The 18,203-nt window shown below is 60.2% G+C and carries 20 protein-coding genes; 11 read left to right on the forward strand and 9 right to left on the reverse strand.

Annotation, left to right across the window (positions count from 1 at the left end):
* Position 1 precedes the first annotated feature (1 nt).
* From AC0L20_RS12545 to AC0L20_RS12560, 4 genes are read left to right on the forward strand one after another with little or no spacing between them, the layout of a single operon-like run.
* The gene (locus AC0L20_RS12545) at positions 2-1,072 is read left to right on the forward strand and encodes an acyl-CoA dehydrogenase family protein (RefSeq protein WP_473288780.1); all 1,071 of its coding nucleotides are present in this window, start codon (positions 2-4) and stop codon (positions 1,070-1,072) included.
* Between the two features lie 11 nt (positions 1,073-1,083).
* Entirely contained in the window at positions 1,084-2,241 is a 1,158-nt protein-coding gene (locus AC0L20_RS12550; RefSeq protein ID WP_473288781.1) for an acyl-CoA dehydrogenase family protein, read from the forward strand.
* A gap of 26 nt (positions 2,242-2,267) precedes the next feature.
* Complete coding sequence (locus AC0L20_RS12555) at positions 2,268-3,044, forward strand: enoyl-CoA hydratase/isomerase family protein (protein WP_354208870.1); 777 nt, start codon at positions 2,268-2,270, stop codon at positions 3,042-3,044.
* A gap of 7 nt (positions 3,045-3,051) precedes the next feature.
* Positions 3,052-3,912 carry an amidohydrolase family protein gene (locus AC0L20_RS12560; protein WP_473288782.1) on the forward strand — a complete coding sequence of 287 codons (861 nt, stop codon included), beginning with the start codon at positions 3,052-3,054 and terminating at the stop codon, positions 3,910-3,912.
* 21 nt (positions 3,913-3,933) lie between these two features.
* On the opposite strand, the gene AC0L20_RS12565 is transcribed toward AC0L20_RS12560, so the two are convergent.
* From AC0L20_RS12565 to AC0L20_RS12595, 7 genes are all read right to left on the reverse strand, one after another.
* Complete coding sequence (locus AC0L20_RS12565) at positions 3,934-4,389, reverse strand: PaaI family thioesterase (RefSeq protein ID WP_473288783.1); 456 nt, start codon at positions 4,387-4,389, stop codon at positions 3,934-3,936.
* A gap of 106 nt (positions 4,390-4,495) precedes the next feature.
* Positions 4,496-5,665: an NADH:flavin oxidoreductase/NADH oxidase gene (locus AC0L20_RS12570; RefSeq protein WP_473288784.1), complete on the reverse strand. Its 1,170-nt coding sequence runs from the start codon at positions 5,663-5,665 to the stop codon at positions 4,496-4,498.
* Between the two features lie 150 nt (positions 5,666-5,815).
* Positions 5,816-6,139 carry a hypothetical protein gene (locus tag AC0L20_RS12575; RefSeq protein WP_106950580.1) on the reverse strand — a complete coding sequence of 108 codons (324 nt, stop codon included), beginning with the start codon at positions 6,137-6,139 and terminating at the stop codon, positions 5,816-5,818.
* A 180-nt stretch (positions 6,140-6,319) separates the two neighbouring features.
* A complete protein-coding gene (locus AC0L20_RS12580; protein WP_473288785.1) occupies positions 6,320-7,531 on the reverse strand; it encodes an ABC transporter substrate-binding protein in 1,212 nt (403 codons plus the stop codon).
* Positions 7,532-7,609: 78 nt separating this feature from the next.
* Positions 7,610-8,782, reverse strand: coding sequence for an NADH:flavin oxidoreductase/NADH oxidase (locus tag AC0L20_RS12585; protein ID WP_473288786.1), 1,173 nt, complete (start codon positions 8,780-8,782; stop codon positions 7,610-7,612).
* Positions 8,783-8,833: 51 nt separating this feature from the next.
* Complete coding sequence (locus tag AC0L20_RS12590; RefSeq protein WP_473288787.1) at positions 8,834-10,045, reverse strand: CaiB/BaiF CoA transferase family protein; 1,212 nt, start codon at positions 10,043-10,045, stop codon at positions 8,834-8,836.
* 16 nt (positions 10,046-10,061) lie between these two features.
* Positions 10,062-10,907, reverse strand: a complete 846-nt coding sequence (locus tag AC0L20_RS12595) for an amidohydrolase family protein (protein WP_473288788.1) — start codon at positions 10,905-10,907, stop codon at positions 10,062-10,064.
* Positions 10,908-11,367: 460 nt separating this feature from the next.
* Between AC0L20_RS12595 and AC0L20_RS12600 the strand changes: the two genes are divergently transcribed.
* From AC0L20_RS12600 to AC0L20_RS12620, 5 genes are all read left to right on the forward strand, one after another.
* On the forward strand, positions 11,368-12,105 hold the full coding sequence (locus AC0L20_RS12600) for an IclR family transcriptional regulator (protein WP_473288789.1): 738 nt from the start codon (positions 11,368-11,370) through the stop codon (positions 12,103-12,105).
* A 1,149-nt stretch (positions 12,106-13,254) separates the two neighbouring features.
* Entirely contained in the window at positions 13,255-13,854 is a 600-nt protein-coding gene (locus tag AC0L20_RS12605) for an SGNH/GDSL hydrolase family protein (RefSeq protein ID WP_473288790.1), read from the forward strand.
* Positions 13,855-13,944: 90 nt separating this feature from the next.
* Positions 13,945-14,457: a hypothetical protein gene (locus AC0L20_RS12610; protein ID WP_354208852.1), complete on the forward strand. Its 513-nt coding sequence runs from the start codon at positions 13,945-13,947 to the stop codon at positions 14,455-14,457.
* 254 nt (positions 14,458-14,711) lie between these two features.
* Positions 14,712-14,939 (forward strand): hypothetical protein, encoded by a 228-nt coding sequence (locus AC0L20_RS12615; protein ID WP_473288791.1) that lies wholly within the window; start codon positions 14,712-14,714, stop codon positions 14,937-14,939.
* Positions 14,940-15,047: 108 nt separating this feature from the next.
* Complete coding sequence (locus AC0L20_RS12620; RefSeq protein ID WP_354208851.1) at positions 15,048-15,551, forward strand: hypothetical protein; 504 nt, start codon at positions 15,048-15,050, stop codon at positions 15,549-15,551.
* A 539-nt stretch (positions 15,552-16,090) separates the two neighbouring features.
* Here AC0L20_RS12620 and AC0L20_RS12625 read toward each other — a convergent pair.
* Positions 16,091-16,369, reverse strand: a complete 279-nt coding sequence (locus AC0L20_RS12625; RefSeq protein ID WP_456768591.1) for a DUF7662 domain-containing protein — start codon at positions 16,367-16,369, stop codon at positions 16,091-16,093.
* Entirely contained in the window at positions 16,353-16,541 is a 189-nt protein-coding gene (locus tag AC0L20_RS12630) for a hypothetical protein (protein ID WP_247289126.1), read from the reverse strand. Before AC0L20_RS12630 ends, AC0L20_RS12625 begins: the two co-directional genes overlap by 17 nt.
* Before the next feature lie 625 nt (positions 16,542-17,166).
* Between AC0L20_RS12630 and AC0L20_RS12635 the strand changes: the two genes are divergently transcribed.
* Together AC0L20_RS12635 and AC0L20_RS12640 are read left to right on the forward strand one after the other, a co-directional pair.
* On the forward strand, positions 17,167-17,565 hold the full coding sequence (locus tag AC0L20_RS12635) for a hypothetical protein (protein ID WP_354208850.1): 399 nt from the start codon (positions 17,167-17,169) through the stop codon (positions 17,563-17,565).
* Positions 17,566-17,952: 387 nt separating this feature from the next.
* On the forward strand, positions 17,953-18,165 hold the full coding sequence (locus AC0L20_RS12640; protein WP_473288792.1) for a hypothetical protein: 213 nt from the start codon (positions 17,953-17,955) through the stop codon (positions 18,163-18,165).
* Positions 18,166-18,203: the final 38 nt, after the last annotated feature.

The following is an 18,203-nucleotide window of genomic DNA, read 5'->3' on the forward strand; positions in this document are numbered from 1 at the left end:
GATGTCAGCTTCCGAAACCCTCGTCGTCGAAACAGCCGCGCGTGTCCTTGCGGATCTGGCCGATCCGCAGACCATTGTCCAGAAGCGCGACGATGCCTGGAAGGCGCCGCTTTGGTCGTTTCTTCAGGAGATAGGACTGGACCTCGCCTGGGCTTCCGAGACCGCCGGCGGGGCAGGGGCGTCGCTCGGCGATGGCTTCGGCATCATTCGCGAGGCCGGCCGCGCGGCATTGGGAGTGCCGCTCGCTGAAACGCTTCTGGCCGGGTGGCTGCTAGACCGCGCGGGTCTGACCGCGCCGGGCGGGCCGATGACGGTGGCGCCGGTTCGCCCGAAAGATCACCTCACACTCGACAAGACCGGACGCGTCAACGGCCAAGCCCGCATGGTGCCCTTCGCGAGCGATGTCGAGCATCTCGTCGTGCTGGCCAATGGCGACGAGGGGCCGTCGATCGCTCTGGTCCGAACGGCCGATTGCAAGCTGAAGCCCGGCAAAAGCCTCGCGAGCGACGCGCGCGACACCGTGGGTTTCGCGAACGTTCTGCCGGTTCATCGTGCGCGCCTGAAGGAATCGGGAGCGCGCGAGAAGGACGTCCTCCTGCTGATGGGCGCAGCTGTGCGAGCGCAGCAGATTGCGGGCGCTCTGGAAAGGATCCTCGAACTTTCGGTCCTTTATTCGCAGCAGCGTGTCGCGTTCGAGAAGCCGATCTCGAAATTCCAGGCGATCCAGCACAGCCTTGCGCGGCTCGGCGGTGAGGTTGCTGCGGCTGCGTCCGCGGCGGCGTCGGCGGCCGATACCATCGCCAACACCGGCTTTGATGACGACGCCGCGCTGCTTGAGATCGCAGCGGCTAAGATTCGCTGCAGCGAGGCCGCCGAGGTCGGAACCGGCATCGCCCATCAGGTGCACGGCGCGATCGGATTCACCGATGAACATATTTTGCATCGGTTCACGCTGCGCCTTCTTTCATGGCGCGATGAGTTCGGTGACGAAACGTTCTGGAGCCTCAAGCTCGGCGAGTTAATCACCGCCAGAGGTGCCAGGGAACTCTGGCCCCTGCTTGCCTCTCGCTGAAAGGAGCCGCGATGTCTCTCATTCATTTCGACGCCATGCGCCTGCCGGATCATTGCCAGGAGTTGCGCAAGGAGGTCCTGGCGTTCCTTGAGAGCGAGATCGCAGCGGGCACGTTCGATCCCGATAGGCCCGAAGTCGGCGCGAAGAATGCCGATGAATTCTCCCGTCGCGTCGGCGCGAAAGGCTGGATCGGCATGACTTGGCCGAAGAAGTATGGCGGGCAGGAGCGCAGCTTCCTCGAGCGCTATGTCGTCACCGAGGAGATGCGGATTGCCAATGCACCCGTGCGCCGCTTTTTTGTGGCGGATCGGCAGAGCGGCCCAACCCTCATTCGCTACGCGGACGAGAAGATCAAGCAGGACGTGCTTCCCCGCATCATTCGCGGCGAGCTGTTCTTCTGCATCGGCATGAGCGAGCCGAATTCCGGCTCGGATCTGTTCGCGGCGAGCGCGAAGGCGACCAGAACGGACGGAGGCTGGCTGATCAACGGAACGAAAGTCTGGACCAGCAGCGCGCACATCGCGGACTACATGATCGGCCTGTTCCGGACCTCCGGCTCGACCAAGGAAAACCGGCGGCACGGCCTCACGTCGTTCCTGGTCGACATGAAGACGCCTGGCATCACCTGCCGGCCGATCGGGCAGATGAGCGGCCAGCGCGACTTCAACGAGGTCGTGTTCCAGGACGCGTTCATTCCGGACGATCATGTCATCGGGGAGGTCGATGGCGCCTGGAAGCAGGCCACGAGCGAGCTGGCTTACGAGCGCTCGGGGCCTGAGCGGTTTCTCGAAACCTACGATGCGTTGCTTGCGCTTACCAACGCAGCGGGCGCCAAGCCGGACGTGAGGGTGACCGTCGGCATCGGGCGGCTGGTCGCGCAATTGCACACGCTGCGCCGCATGTCCGTTTCGGTGGCGGGGATGCTCGAGGCGGGCCGCGAACCCGTCGTCGAGGCCGCGATCGTCAAGGATCTCGGCACGGTCTGGGAGCAGGGTCTGCCGCATCGGGTCCGCGAGCTCGCTTCGCTGCTCGACCTCGAGGACGACGAAGAGGACGCCTTCCGCAACAAGCTGGATTTCGAGCTCAAGATCGCGCCGAAGCTCACAATCCAGGGCGGCACCACGGAGGTCCTGCGCGGCATCATCGCGCGCGGGCTTGGACTTCGCTGATCAAGACAAAAGGAATCTGACTCCACATGAGCACTGATATCGCGGTTACCACGCAAGGCCACGTCGCAACGATCGAGATCCAGCGGCCACCGCTGAATTATTTCGATCTCCAGCTCATTCGGGACATCGCCGACGCACTCGACAAGATCGATGCGAACGGCGAGATCCGCGCCGTCGTCCTTGCCGCGCAGGGCAAGGCGTTTTGCGCCGGCGCGGATTTCAATACGCCGGCCCGGGACGCGCCGGCCAGTGGCGACCAGCGAGACGGCGGTCACCTCTATATAGAGGCCGTGCGCATCTTCCGTAACAAGAAGCCGATCGTCGCAGCGGTGCAGGGCGCGGCAATCGGCGGCGGCTTTGGTCTGGCGATGTCGGCGGATTTCCGCGTGACGTGTCCCGAGGCCCGCTTTGCCGCGAACTTCACGCGCCTGGGTTTCCATCCCGGCTTCGGACTGACCGTCACGCTGCCCGAGGCGATCGGCAAGCCGAACGCCGAGTTGATGTTCTACACCAGCCGGCGCGTCACTGGTGAGCAGGCACTGGCGATGGGATTGGCGAGCGTTTTGGTCCCTCAGGACCAAGTTCGCGCGGCCGCGATGTCGCTCGCGCAGGAAATTGCCGAATGCTCGCCGCTCGGCCTTCTGTCGACCCGCGCCACCATGCGCGTGGGACTCGCGGACCGCGTCAAGCATGCGACGGATCACGAACTCACCGAGCAGAATCGCCTGCGCGTGACCGACGATTTCCGCGAAGGGGTCAAATCCACGGCGGAGCGCCGGTCCGCCAATTTCACCGGCAAGTGAGGTCACCATGACGGAAAAGCTCGAAAAATTTCCGGAGGGAAGTTGCGATTGCCACGTCCACATCTATGGGCCGTTCGATCGCTTCCCCGTCGACTATTCCGGAAAATTCGCTCCGAAGCAGGAGTTCCCAGTCGATATGCTGTTCGACGTCTGGAAGACGATCGGCATTTCGCGCGGCGTGATCGTCCATGCCGGCAATGCCGGCTCGGACAACGAGGTGACGCTCGAGGCCTTGAAGGGCTTTCCGGACAAACTGCGCGCCATCGCGATCCTCAATCAGGATGTCACAGACAAGCGGCTGGACGAGTTGACCGATGCCGGCTTCAAGGGCGTGCGCATCAATCTCCTGTATCAGGACGGCAAGCCCGTGTTGTCGGGCGGCGGCATGAATCTGGACGACCTGAAGGCCTTGGCGCCGCGCATCGCCGAGCGCGGTTGGCACGCGCAGCTCTGGATCGAGACCGGCGATCTGCAGCAACTGGCGCCCGAAATCGAGAAGCTCCCGCTCGACTTCGTCATCGACCATCAGGGTCGCACCATGGCAGACAAGACCGTCAATTACAGTGGCTACCAGTGGTTTTGCGACCGCGGCCTCAAGAGCGGCCGCTATTGGTGCAAGCTGTCCGGTGCGGATCGCAACACGCGAGTCGGCAGCCCGTACAAGGACACTGAGGACTTCATGAAGGCGCTGGTCGCGGCCAACCCCGACCGGCTGGTCTGGGGCAGCGACTGGCCGCACGTCGGCCACGCCGACGACGCCGTCCCGAAGGAGTCCGTGCTGATGGATCTGTTCAGGCGCTGCGTGCCCGACCAGGCCGTCCGCAGGAAGATCCTGATCGACAATCCGGCCAGACTCTACGGCTTCTGAGAGCCGAGAGCTGCGAAAGGATTACGCGGGGCTGGTCCCGGCGGGGTTCTTGGGCCGTAGAGCCGCTGTCGAACTCGCCGTTGCGATGAGCACGCCGTTTGAATCCCGCAGCTCGGCTTCCAGGAAGCCGACGCTGCGTCCCTGCCGGACGACCTTGCCGTAAGCCCGATACAGGCCCGGGTGTGCGGGCAGCAGGAATGCGACCTTGATCTCGAGGCTCGCGACTGTAATCAGGTATTCGCCGCGCAGCAGGCTCGCGGTCGCCATGGCCGCATCGAGCCAGCCCGTCACGATTCCACCCTGTACGATGCCGCCCCTGGGATGCCCTTCGGTGGAATGGCAATGCCGAGGCTCGGCATGCCATTCGATCACGACACGATCGCGTGTCTGATCATAGGAAACGGCGCCGACGCCTAGCAACTCCCACGCCGCCGGCCGTCGCGCCTCGGTCTGCTTGATCAAGTCTTCGTACGACATGTCTGGTCATAGCCCGTAATTGCTGGATGTTCACGAGGCGAGCCGCAGCACGCCTCGCAAACAATCAGCACAGGCAATGTCGCTACACAACAGCGCCCGGCGGAGATCAGCTATCCGAGGCGATGCCCTTTTGCCACGTGGAGGGATTTCCGCCAAAGCCGCGGCGGGCCCGTTTTTCGAGCCAGTAGCCCATTTGCGGCGGGACCGCGCTGAAGGTCGGATCGACGCCGAGCTTCTGCGCCGCGTCCATCGCCCAGTTCGGGTTGTGGATGAACTCTCGGCCGACAGCGACGAGGTCGGCTTTCTTGTCCTGAAGGATCGCTTCGGCCTGATCGCCGTGAATGATGAGGCCGACCGCCATGGTCATGATGTCTGCCTCGCGGCGGATATAGTCCGCAAACTGGACCTGATAGCCGTACTCGTTGAGGCGGAAGAAGTTGGGGACCTTACTGTTGAGGCCGCCGGTGCTGCAGTCGATGACGTCGACGCCCTTCGTCTTGAAGATGCGGACCAGCCTGGCGTTCTCAGCCGGACCCCAGCCCGCCTCGTCTTCGATCGAAAGACGGACGAACAGCGGCTTTGGCGCCGGCCAGTTGGCGCGCACGGACTCGGCGACCTCGATGGCAAATCTCACCCGGTTGGCTTCGCTGCCGCCATAGTCGTCTGTTCGCTGGTTCGCCTCAGGCGACAGGAACGAATGGATCAGATAGCCATGGGCGGCATGCAGCTCGACGACGTCGAAGCCGGCCTGGTCGGCGCGCGCCGCCGCCTTGCCCCAGGCGTCGATCGCATCAGGAATCTCGTGACGCTCCAGTGCGCGCGGCGTGAAATAGCCATTGCCGAACGCAAGCGCGCTCGGACCGATCAGGCCCCAGCCGTCGACGTCGTCGACGGCTGCAAGCTCTTGGGCGGAGAGGGTTCCATCTCCCTCCCAGGGACGCCGGGCCTTTCCCTTCCGGCCGGTGTGTCCAAGCTGGATGCCGGCTGCAGCGCCGTTCGACTTGATGAAGCTCGCGATGTCGCGAAGCGGCGCGATGAACTTGTCGTCCCAGATGCCGAGGTCCCCGACCGTCCCGCAGCCGCGGCGCTCGACCTTGGTCGACTCGACGATGACAAGGCCCGCGCCGCCTGCGGCGAACTTGCCCGCATTGGTGATGTGCCAGGGGGTCGGAAAGCCGCGCTCTGCAACGTATTGCAGCATCGGCGGGACCACGATCCGGTTCTTGATCTCGACATCACGGATACGTAGTGGTGAGAACAGCAGCGTCTCGTTCATCCGGCCTCCCTTGTTGATTTCAGATTAGGGAGCTGGCCCACATATGCCAATGCACGTCAGGGACGGCATCGCATTTCTATGGATGTGAAAAGAGGGGCTGACGATACCTTGTTGGCTGGACGGCGTCGTTCACGCGACCGTTGACCTCCGCTATTCTGTGTCGGGATGGTCTGCAAGAATTGTCGCCAACGCTTTTCCCGATTTCGCGAGAATCTTCTGCCTTGCTTCCGCGATCTGCTCCAGAGGCGGTGCGATCTCCCGCAATCCCATCTCGACCCCAAGATCGTTGAGGGCTCTCTGGTCGAACGCGATCGAGTCGTCGGCCCAGCGGTTCATCTGCTCCGCCCAGAGCTTGCAAAGATCGTTGGCGGAGAGTTGTTCGTACCGGCGGCCGCGTACGAGATAGGATTGCCGATTGTCCGATTGACGATTCTTGAGCAGCAGCTCGACAGCTTCTCGCGCCTGATCGGTCATGGACCACCATTTCCCGAAACGTGTCGTCGAGATCCTCAATTCGGGTTCGTTGCGAGATAAGCATAAACTCTGCGGGACCGGAAGCCAAGCCGGCCACTTCATCCCGATCGAGCGGTGGAAGCCGCGCCCTGAGCGGCAGCACTGGGCTGCCGCTCAAAGATCCTTCACGAAGCCTGGAGATCAGGACTTCTTCATCAGCGAACACTTGCTCTGTTCGCGGGGAATGTTGGCGTCTTCGGCCGGGACCGTTGCGACGACGTCGTAGAAGTCCCACGGCTCCTTGGACTGCTCCACCGTCTTTGCCCGCAGCAGGTAGTAGTCGTGGATGTGCATGCCGTCCTCGCGAACGTAACCCTTCTCCGAGAAGAAGTCGCTCACGGGCATCGAACGGAATTTTGCGAGCACGGCTGCGGTGTCGAGGGTTCCAGCAGCTTCGACGGCCTTCAGATAGTGCAAGGTGGCCGAGTACATCCCGGCCTGGACCATGGTCGGCATGCGGCCGACCTTGTCGAAGAAGCGCTTCCCGAACGCGAGCGAACCGTCATTCCGATTCCAATAGAAGGCTTCCGAGGTGTACAGACCCTGCAGATTGGGAAGACCCACCGACTTGGCATCCGTGATCTGGAACAGCAGAGCCGCGACCCTCATCTTGCTCTTCTGTCCGAGCAGGCCGAACTCGTGCGCCTGCATCAGCGAATTGGTTGTGTCGCCGCCGGCATTGGCGAGAGCCAGCACGTTGGCGCTCGAGTTCTGCGCCTGCAGCAGGAACGACGAGAAGTCGCTGGTGTTGAAGGGGTGCCGCACCGAGCCGACCACCTTGCCGCCGGACTCCTTGAGCACGGCGGACGCGTCGTTCTCGAAAGCTTGTCCGAAAGCATAGTCGGCCGTCAGGAAGTACCATTCGTTGCCACCCTGTCCCAAAAGCGCCTTCGCCGTGCTGCGCGCCAGGGTGTAGGTGTTGTAGGTCCACTGGAAGGTGTTGGGAGAGCATTTCTCGTTCGTGATGGCGGATGCGCCGGCCGACGACACGATCATCATCTTGTTCTTGTCCCGGACCAGATCAGCCAGAGCCAGCGCGACCGCGGAGTTTCCGATATCGAGAATGACATCGACGTTCTCCGTGTCGATCCATCGCCTGGCGATGCCCGAGGCGATATCCGTCTTGTTCTGGTGATCAGCGAACACGAGCTCGATCGGCCGTCCCAGCAATTTTCCGCCGAAATCGGCGATCGCCATCTTGGCGACTTCAACGGCTGCAGGCCCCGCGGCATCCGCATATTGGCCCGACTGATCGTTGAGCACGCCGAGCTTGACCGACTTCGACGCAGGCGTCTGCGCGTGAGCCGAAGCAAGACTGAGGAAAACCATCGACGCAGCCAGTACATTTCTCATTTTTCACTCCCCTTTGAATTTTTTTTGACTTTCGAGATCAGGATTGATCTTGCGACACCAGCCGCGTTGGCGGCCGATCTATTCGGCCGCCTCGCGGTATCGCTCGACCCCGTCCAGACTTTCTCCGGCGGCACGAAGGGCTCCGCCCCATTTGGCAAGCCACCAGCTATATTGCTCAGGCCATTGCTCGAAATGACCGGTCAGCCCGAAATGCTCCGCGGCGTGAAGCGCCCAGAACGGATCGTAGAGCATCTGGCGGGCCATGAAGATGAGGTCGGCCCTGCCGTCCTGCAGAACCTTCTCTGCAAAGTCCGGGGTCCGGATCATGCCAACCGCGCCGGTTGCAATGTCGGCCTCGCAGCGAATGCGTTCGGCAAACGGCACCTGATAGCCTGGACCGCGACCGAGATTGGCGTTAGTCGATCCCGCGCGAAGATTGCCGCCGGTCGAACAATCGACCAGATCAACACCGAGCTCCTTCAATTTGTGGGAGAAAATGATGCTGTCTTCGATTTCCCAGCCGCCGTCGATCCAGTCGGTCGCGGAGATGCGCACGAAGAGGGGCGTAGACGAGGGAAGTGCAGCCCTCACGGCACGCGTCACTTCGAGCGGAAACCGCATCCGGTTTTCGAGGTTGCCGCCGTATTCGTCGGTGCGGAAATTGGCGAGCGGCGACAGGAACGATTGCAGGAGATAGCCGTGAGCCATGTGAAGCTCGATGATGTCGAAGCCCGCAAGCACAGCCCGACGCGCCGTGGCGACGAAGGCATCGCGTACGCCGACGAGTCCGTCCTTGCTGAGAGGGATGGGAGTCTGGAAGCCATCAGAGAATGCCACATCCGACGGCCCCGTGGGCACCCAGGTTTCCTCTCCCATTTCGATATCGCGGTCCGTCAAATGGCTATTGCCCCGGAACGCTCGCTGCTGGCTCGATTTGCGTCCGCCGTGATTGATCTGGATCGCTGCCTTTGAGCCGTGCGACTTGATGACATGAACGATCTGACGCATGCCGTCGATCTGGCCGTCCTCCCATAGCCCGGGATCGCCATTGGTAATGCGCCCCTTCCGGGAGACCGACGTCTGCTCGACGAAGACGAGCCCGGCCCCGCCCTGGGCAAATTTGCCATAGTGAACCAAGTGGAACGGCGTGACGTAGCCGTTCACGGCCGAATACATCCCCATCGGCGAAACGACGATGCGGTTGCTCAGCTCGACGCCGCGGAATGCAATGCTTTCAAACAGCTTGACCATTGTGATCTTCCCCTGAATTGGCGGACCGGGGCATTCGCCCCTCGACGTTCGTCATTGTTGTGCAATGGCGCCGGAGCGGCGTAGCTCATCAATCTCGCTGCTGGACAGGCCGAGATATTCCGACAAGACCTCGCCATTGTGCTGACCGAGACGCGCGGACGGAACGTACTCGGGCGTCGCCGTATCGTGCAGCACCAGCGGGCTGCGATGAACGAGGATGTCGCCGTATTCCGGATGCGAGATCTCGCGCAACATGCCGCGGGCGTGGAGGTGTTTGTCCTCGGTTACTTCGCGCAGGTCGCGAACAGCGGCGCAGGGCACCCTGTTGACGCGGCAAAGCTCGGTGATCTCGTCGCGCGCGAGCTGCGAGCACCAGTCGGACACGATCTGGTCCGTCAGATCGATGTGCTTCAAGCGGTCTAGCACGGTCTTGAACCTGATATCGTCGGCCAGCTCCGGCCGTCCCATCGCGCGCGTTAGTCCGGTCCAGTGGGATTCGTTGACGCTGATGATGGCGACATAGCCGTCGGATGCCGGATAGACATTGTAGGGCGCTTCGGCGAGCCCGCCGTGACGATTGCCGGTGCGGGGGGCCGCCGCCTTACGGTTGAAGACATCGGCCAGGTTCGAGGCCATCGCCGGATAGACGGTCTCGACCATCGCGATCTCGACCAGTCGGCCGCGACCACTTTTCTCCCGATCGTAAAGGGCCGTGAGGATGCCGGCGTAGAGATGCACGCCGCTGATGAAGTCGGTGATGGCTGGACCAGCCTTGACCGGAGGACCTTCGGCAAATCCCGTTACGCTCATGATGCCTGACACGGCCTGGATGGTGAGGTCCATCGCCAGATTGTCCCGGCTGGGCCCGGACAGGCCGTAACCGGTGGCCGAGCCGTAGATCAGCCGCGGATTAACGGCGCTGAGTGCAGCATAGCCGACGCCCAGTCGATCGAGCACGCCGGGGGCGTAGTTCTCGATCAGCACGTCGGCCTTCGACGCGAGCTCCTTCAGGACCCTGACGCCGTCGGGCGACTTCAGGTTCAGGCTGATGTTGCGCTTGTTGGCGTTCAGCATTGCGAACGGGACGGCGTTGCCCTTGCTGATGCGGGCGCGATGACGCACCGGCTCGCCGTTCGGCGGCTCCACCTTGATGACGGTCGCGCCGGCCTGCGCCATCAGGAAACCGGCATACGGGCCCTGATAGACCTGGCCGAGGTCGATGACGATCACGCCGTCGAGCGGCATCTTCTTGTTGTTGTCCAAGGTGTCCTCGGTCCTGTCAGAAATTGTAGAGCCGCGCCGGGTTGGCGATCAGGATCTTGCAGCGGGTGGCTTCGTCGGGAACGCAGTCGTGCAGCAGACGAAGCAGGTCCTGGAGATCGGGCATCGTCTCGGCGCTGTGGCCGACATGGGGCCAATCGCTGCCCCACACGACCTGGTCGGGCGCTGTTTGGACGATGGCGCGCATGAAGGGCGCCGTGTCCGCATAGGGGCGGCCGACGCGCGTGTTGCGGTCGGCACCGGAGATCTTGGTCCAGTAGCGCCCGGTCTTCAGCCGGTCGGTGAAGGCGCGGAAATCCGGATGATCGTGCCCCTTGTCGGCCATGGTCCGTGACATGTGGTCGACCACGTAGTTCAGTGGCAGTTTCTCGAGCTCGGCCGCGGCGGCGGCAAGATCCGAGCTCTCGATCCAGAGCTGCGCATGCCAACCCCGCTCCGCGATGCGGGGGGCGAGCTTGACCAGATCGTCGTAGCTGGTGCCGAGCGTTGAGACCGGCTTGCCGTCCTGCCGGATCATGGTGACGCGCACCGCCTTGAAGCCGATGTCGGTGAGTTCATCGAGCCGCCGATCCGAGACATCGGGCCGCAGGATTGCGACGGCACGAAGCCTGTCGGGGTAGCGGCGCAGCGCATCGTAAGTGACGGCGTTGTCGTCTCCCGATCCGACCGCATGGACGATGACACCGCGCGTGATGCCGAGCTTGTCCCAGATGGCAAAGGCGTCTTCGATTGTGAATGGCTTTGCGGCGGTGAAGCGGCCCTCATTTCCAGGCGGAAAGCGATCGAAGGGGCCGTAGATGTGAAAATGACAATCGCAGCTGCCTTCAGGCAATCGGTAGTCCATGGAAGCAAATCCCTGTTCGGTCTAGGTGTTGCCGCCGCTGCACACGATGGCTTGCGAGCCGTCGCCGAGCGCGATGGTTGATCTCTGGAAGCATGGTCGCGAAGGGGTTGGGTTCAGCGGCGGGAGCCCAAGCGAAGACAGGTCGAACCGGACGACATCAGTCGATAGCGATGGACAAATTCATTCCCGGCTTCGTCACGCCCTCCCTGCAAACGTGCGCCACCTTGGCGGGCGCTTTTCATTCTTGAACGGCTGCTACGCCGCGGCCTCTCCGGCCGCTGCAAGACTAGAGGCAGGGCTCTTCTGAGTCCATCATGTTACATATACATAGTTCTATTTCTATACACGTGTAAACGCTTGTTGTCATAAAAGGGAGAGGCTAGACTGCGGCCGAATTCCGCAATCGGCTCGACACATCAAGGTACCTGTTATCCAATTACATTCCAGATATGTGTAAATGATGATCTCCAGTATCAAAACGGCCAAGCGGATCTTTGAAGTCCTCGAGTACTTCGAGGAAGTGAAGCGTCCGATTTCGTTGAAGGAAGTGGCGACGAAGTGCGACTATCCGACTTCGAGTGCCGCGGCCTTGCTCAAGAGCATGGCGATGCTGGGGTACCTATTTTACGACAGCTACAATCGCACCTACATGCCGACCATGCGCATCGCCCAGATGGGCCGCTGGCTGGACAGCGGGTTGTTCGGCGACAGCGCAATCCTTGCGCTGGTCGATTTCGTCCATGGGAAACTCGACGAGCTCGTCAGCATTAGCACGCAGTCCGATCTGCATGCGCAGTACATTCACGCGCTACAAACCAGCAAACGCCTGCGGTTCGAAGTGAAATCCGGCGACGTCCGGCCGCTTGCGATCAGCGGCATCGGACGCACGCTGCTCAGCGGCCATACCGATGTCGAGATTGAGCGGCTCCTGCGCCGCATCAACGCTGTCTGCCCCCGGGAAGAGCACTTCGAGCTGAATGCGCTGATGAAGATCGTCAACGGCATCCGGCGCGACGGCTACATGTTCTCAAGACACATCATCGTCCAGGACGCTGGCGTGATCGCCGTCCTGCTGCCGAAGCGCGATTTCGGCCGCGACCTGGTCCTCGGTGTCGGCGGCCCGGTGTCCCGTCTCGAGGAGCGGCAGGACGAAATATTGGCTTGTATCCGTGAAGGCATCGCGCGGTTCCTGTCGTGACCTCTGCCGTTCGGCCGAGCCCAACTTGCTCAAGACACAAATCGGACCTCAAGCCGAGCCCGCCGATCAAGTCACCAACGGGGGGCGCATCGGCGGCAGCAGATCCAAATCAGATCAGACTGCCTTCGACGTTGGAAGGATACGTACAGTTTGAAGTATGCTGAGTGCTGTGTGGGACGGGCCTCGCTGACGAATCGATCATCCCCGTGGGGCAGCCGCTTGGCCGGTGTGACTCGGGCACGCACGCGAACAGGTTGGTCCTAAGTCTTCCAAGCTTGTTCTGTTTTGATGATGCTTCGAGAATTCGCCCGCGTCCTGGGCCCGATGGAGTCAGTTCGCGGACTGATAAGGTTTGGCAGAGGGGGAGTCGGTCTGCGAACTGGTAAGCTTTGGTCACGAATGGAGTCAGTTCGCGACTGATAAGGATTTATGCAAAAGCTTATCAGTCCAAGGGCCCGCCTGGCTAAACCCGTTCGGGCCGCGCCGCATAGTCTTCACGTCGTGGCGTGCGGTAGCCGTTCTAATTCCAACCAGGGCGCTCATGTGGGGCGCCCGCCGGTGGCGGAGGCCTAGCGCGTAGGCGCTACAATACCAGTATTCGTATTACCCAAATCCTGCACAGCCTTGTTCATCGTAGGATCGTTGACGTAGCCGCTGGCGGGGGTTGAAGAGCCATTGTTCTCATTCCTAGCCGGATCGCCCAGCCGATTTCCCGTGGTTTGATGGTTGAGAGCGTTGCTCGTGTTAGGTCCGGGCGAACCACCCGTACCGTTCGCTGTGCCACTGCTCGACATCGAGCCGGCCGCTGCGCTGCCTGAGCCTGTTCCTCCTCCCGAAGCTCCACCTGAACCACCTCCGCCAGCTTGCGCCAAAGCCGAGGTGCTGGTCAAAACGAGCGCCGCTACCAAGAGAAATCTGGAAGATCTCATTCTGAACTCCTATGCTGCAAGGAACAAACGCCCCAGCTCGATCCCGTTCCAAATGGAAGTCGCACCAGGACAACAAGGCGCTGAATCAGATTACTTGGGGGAGCATGATCGGATTCTGCAACCAGCGCGGGGCGCCATGCACTTCCGCCGAGCAGCTAGGTAGGGACGAAATGCTCTTGGTACAGCTGCGCTGATGATCTGCAACTGGGAGACGACGTGAATGCCTCTGATGCGTCACCTCATCGTCGAAGGTTCAAGCTCCAGTGTCGATAATGGCGGGGCTAGGACGATATCGTACCACACCCTCTACCTACCAAACGCTGTCCATGAGACTAGTCAGCAATGCTTTGCGACGGATGGTGCTCTTCTTGCAGATATGCTCGGCCGACAACCGTCAGTGATCGCCGCATTCAAAGATGTCCCGAACATCCTGTTCGTTCAGGCCGGACAAAACGATCTTCGTTCGACTGACGCTTCAGCGTGGCTTGCTGCATTTGCAGGGTACTTGGCCACTTTCCAGGATGCAATTAAATCCTCACGCAAAATCGTGCAGCTCGGAATCAGCACTCACAATCCTCGTAACGAAGGTCTCTTCAATGTTAATCGGGCCACCGCCGATGGGGGTCTGCGACGTTTTCCGAGTGAAGGAAAGTGCGACTTTGTTGTCGATTGGGCTGCCGATCCGACCTGGGGGTCTGACTCCGCTGCCGCAAACCAAGCTTTATACCCTGACGGCACGCATCCTTCGCAGGGCGGACAAAGCAACATGGAGGCAAATTACTTTCGACCTGCGCTCAACTCCCTCTTTCCCCTCACTTGATTCATCGTAGAATTCGTTCTCATTCGCTAGACCTGCAGGCTGTAATCGACTTCAACATTTCCCGAGGGCGCTGGGCGAACGAGCTCAAGTGTGCTGATGGAACTCTATAGCCCCTTGATCTTTGCGTTAGGCGCCGAAGTGAATAGGCAGACGATGCTCCGCTGGCTTAGCTCAGATCATCAAAAGATCCGAAGCGATCGAAAGCAGCTTGAAGTGAGGGCTCGCCGCCTGCTGCAGAGTTACCTGACGGCCAATGAGTGGCAAAAGCGCCAATACTATCAGGCCATCGCCGGCGCGGCTTCTGCATGTCAGCCTGGTATTGATGATCCGAGCTTAAGTAACGAGATGCTTGCTGAATTAACCGCTCAGGCGGCAACAAAAGTCGTCCAAGCACGTGATCGGAAAGCCAAGGATGCGCACGACCATTCAGCTGTACTGATCACGGATGCATACGCAACCGTTGCAATCGCCTATCGACGAGCGGCTTCAGCCTACACTGCTGACAAGGAAATGGAGCAGCTGGGCACCGCCGCAGTACACCTGGTCACGATAGCGAATTCATTCATGAATGCTGAATCGGTGCGGTCACCGACAGAAATGTGACGGGGGCTTCGGCAAACCAGCCTCGCACTTTTGATCAGGCGTATACCTTGCGCAAACCCTTTCTCCTAAGCTGGCCGTAAGACGTTGCTTGTACCGTCCTCACCAACAAGAAAAGGCGGGCGGCATGTCGATTGCATTTCGAATCTCTGTTCTCTTGTTCTGTGCTTACGCCGGTTGGGAAACCCCAAGCATTCAATTCGGCGATTTGCGAGAGCCTCAGCAGCAAGGGCGTTCTCCAGCCGGATAAGTAAGGAATGAACAAAACAACCCTTCACCTGGAACGTCCGCAACCAAACCAAGTTCGGCGTGCTGACCTCGCGCCGGCCACCGGCTTTGCGATGCTCGTCGATGGTCGCTTCAAGACTGAATTTCTTGATCAGGACGCCGCGACTAAAGCGGCCCTTGAATTGTTGGCCAACTATCCGATGCTGAAGATCGAGATCTACGACGCAGCATCGAAGTCACGGACGCCCGCGAGATAGCCACTTTGCATCGCAACGTGCGTAGTAACCATGTCTTCCGTTTTAATCTACCTTTAGCTTTTTGCTAACAAACGAGGCCGCAAGGTCGTCCCCAAACGGAGGCGGCCTGTGCCTTTGATGAAATACTTCGGATTCGTCGGCAGCGCTCTCGTCCTGTTGATGATCGGAATCGGCTGGTGCCTGCCGCAGCAGGCGCTGGGCCCAGGGAACAGTGACGTAGAGCGACCGTCCATAAGGATCAGCTCAGTTGAGCGGGCACCTGAACGGGTAATAATCGATACCAGTTTGCCGACGCTTGTGGCTCCGTCGAACATCAGTCCTTCTACATCGACGACGTTGGTGCAATCTGCTCGGCCTCTGCAGAGCGCATTCTCCGAACTTGACGTCGCCGGGAAGCCGGTCACTCCGAAATCAGGCGGCGAGGTCTTGAAGCCGAAGCATGCGGCAAAAGGCGAATCTGGGAAAAAAGCCTCTAACCGCCGAACAGCGAAACCGTTGAATATTATTCCCGCACCCGCAACGGGAGCGCAAGCTGCGGCGCCTGATACAAGACTGTCGTTACTGGAAACGCTCAAGGAGCGGCTAGGGCAGACGTTTTTCAAGCTGAACTGATGACGGTGCCGACTATAGCACCTCGGCGAGCGCCATTCACCGCGGACGCGTCGCCCCGCAGAGGCGAGGAGCTCGGACGTACGCCTTTCCCCGGGCTAAAATTCGAGCCACGCTCATGCGGCGACGCCACAGCGGTCTCGTCCATTGCAACCACAACCTTGGTGTTGAAGAGTGTTGCGTGATCTGTCCGGTGCCACCTAGGTGTATTGGCTTATTGATTTCGGAGTGCTGCCCTGATCGATTTGGCACTTGAAATCGGCAGTACGGTGAACCTCTTCGTCGTCTGCCCAGTAGGCCGCTATTCGGCTTGAGCGATAACCCAAGCACTGGGGCGTTCCAATGGTAGCTATTTTGTCTCAAAGAATGCAATTCTGGACCTCCTTTTCATCGACGCAGCCTTGGAGGAGAAGGGCCGAAGAGCCGAGGACCGCGAGGAGAGGGTAGAACAGGCCGCCGCGTTCGGATTAATTCTCCGTGGACTGACGCTGCCGGGACGCGCGGAAAGCTCGCAACACTAAGGTGGCGCGACGTACAAGCCTTTAGGCTCGATGGAATTCCACTGCCCGCTGTTTCAGTGAAACTCTGGCCGTGAAGCCTGCCTGCAGCCACGCCATCGCCTGCGTGTGCCCAGCTTTGCGCGAACTCTCATTTCCCCACCAGGCACTGAACTTGTAAGCTGACGGCGGTAACGGCCTCCCAAGAATTCCCTCGATTTCCGAGAACGTGAGCCGAATAGTTTGCGCCCTTGTGCGCACCAGCTCCCTCAATAGCGGATCGTAAACGGACATGACGCTCGGCTCGTCACGTTGGTCTATCATCGCCGCTCGCGGGGATGTTGAACCCCCGGGCGGCAAGTTCCAGCTCGAGCTCAGTGATCCGCTCGAAGATGCGAGCAGCAATCGCCTCGGAATCTTCAACGCTTAATGATTGCATGCCCCTTAAAGATAGCTCGTCCCTGAGAACCTTCGCCACAAGCAATTGAATTGCCATTGGATCAAATCCTAAAAAGACGATCCAACCGCAACCGAAGGGCGAGTGCAAGTGTTTAGGTGGTGCTGCCGTGCTTCGGCTAGTTGTCTCCGCTCGGAATGCTGAAGCTGCGCAGCTGCTCGCACAAGCCTTTCTGCCGCAGCCCTTAACAGCAAGCCGTGTGCTCCATCGGGTGTCCTACCCTGCGTGATCTGTAGCCGCTTGGCCGTCTCGCTTTGCTTGAGCACGAGTCTTTAGCCTATCCAGCTTCGATTGCTCCTCGCTCAGACGTCTTTCGACATACTGCCGTTCGAAGTCCGTCAGAGTGGTATGCAATAAGAGGTGATAGCGTTGAATATTGTTGCGATGTGCCCGGACCAAATCGTCGTTAATCATCGTCGCCGCCTTTTCCGCTACCGAGACAACAAACAATTCATCATCAAGCCGGATGGGCAGACGACCGGGCAACAGCAGGCCGGAGCATCTCCGCCGCTCTCTCCATGGTAGCGAGCTTTTCTTTCCCAATCTGTGAACTATTTCACACGGCCTTTGCGATCACACCTAGCTGGCAGCGGACACACTGCAGTGGTTTAATGGGCGTGGGTCGGCTTCATCCAACCCGATGACGGCGGTAGAGCCTAGCGCAGTGCAGCGCGCCGGTTCATCGGGCTTGGCTGAAGGCCAGAAGGTCTTTTATGAAGTCCAAGTCGTTCGAAAACGCCGGAAACAAGCTGCGAAGTCTATGCGTCTGATAAGCGCCAATGGCGTGGCGGTTCGATCACTGCATTTTCCGCCCGAGGTCTCTCAGCAGCGTGTGGAGAAAGTCGCTGGCATGGTCGTATTGTGCATTGCCGTTCGTGATTTGACGGACGTGTGGATCCATTACGCGGCCAACGGTTTCGGAGCCGAGCAGCTCAGCTCTGTCCGACCACTGCTGCAGCAAAGCATCGGGTATATCGTCCGCAGATCCGAACATCCGCAAAAGGGAATGTTCGGCCTCGGGCTTGTGGTCGTGATGAGCCTTCGCCGCATAGAAAGCGAATAGTCCCCGGAAGGCATCACGGGAAACGGCAGGTTTTCCCATCGCAATGTCCCTGAAAAAATTACGTTCTCAATGGACGCAAGTTTGACGCCCCCGTTCGGGAAAAGCTAGAAGAAACTAAAACCCTGTGCTCAACCGTTTTCGAAGAATTTGCCGTTGGACGCTGAGTGCAATGCCAACCCGTCAATGATCTTGACCGATTTTGACGACGGCCTGGTTGGACATTCGAGGGGGTCTCTGGCTCTTGTTGTTCCCCAGCCGCCCCATTGGCTGAAGCGTAAGCCGGCGGAGGGGCCATTTTGTACAAAGCCAGCGCACAAGTTGCGCCGAACGGGCGGCTTGCACTAAGCTTTATTCGATTAAATCAGAATGTTTTTGTGGAGTAGCGTCATGTCGAGTGCGATTGAGTTGATTGTGGATGGCTACGCAAGAGTGAAAGACCGCCAGTCGCTTGAAGAGCTGAGGATCCATCGCCGGCGACTTGCCGGAGACCTGAAGGCCTGGGTGGGCTTTGACTGCAGGTTGTCGATTGCGCAAATCGAGCAGGACATCGCGGCAATAGAGGCGGGACTGGAGGCGTTGTCGGGGCCGGTCGGCGGCTAGGATAAGGAGTCAACCCGATGACGGCGTGCGCGCAAGGA

The sequence above is a fragment of the Bradyrhizobium sp. Kon58 genome, assembly GCF_055807455.1.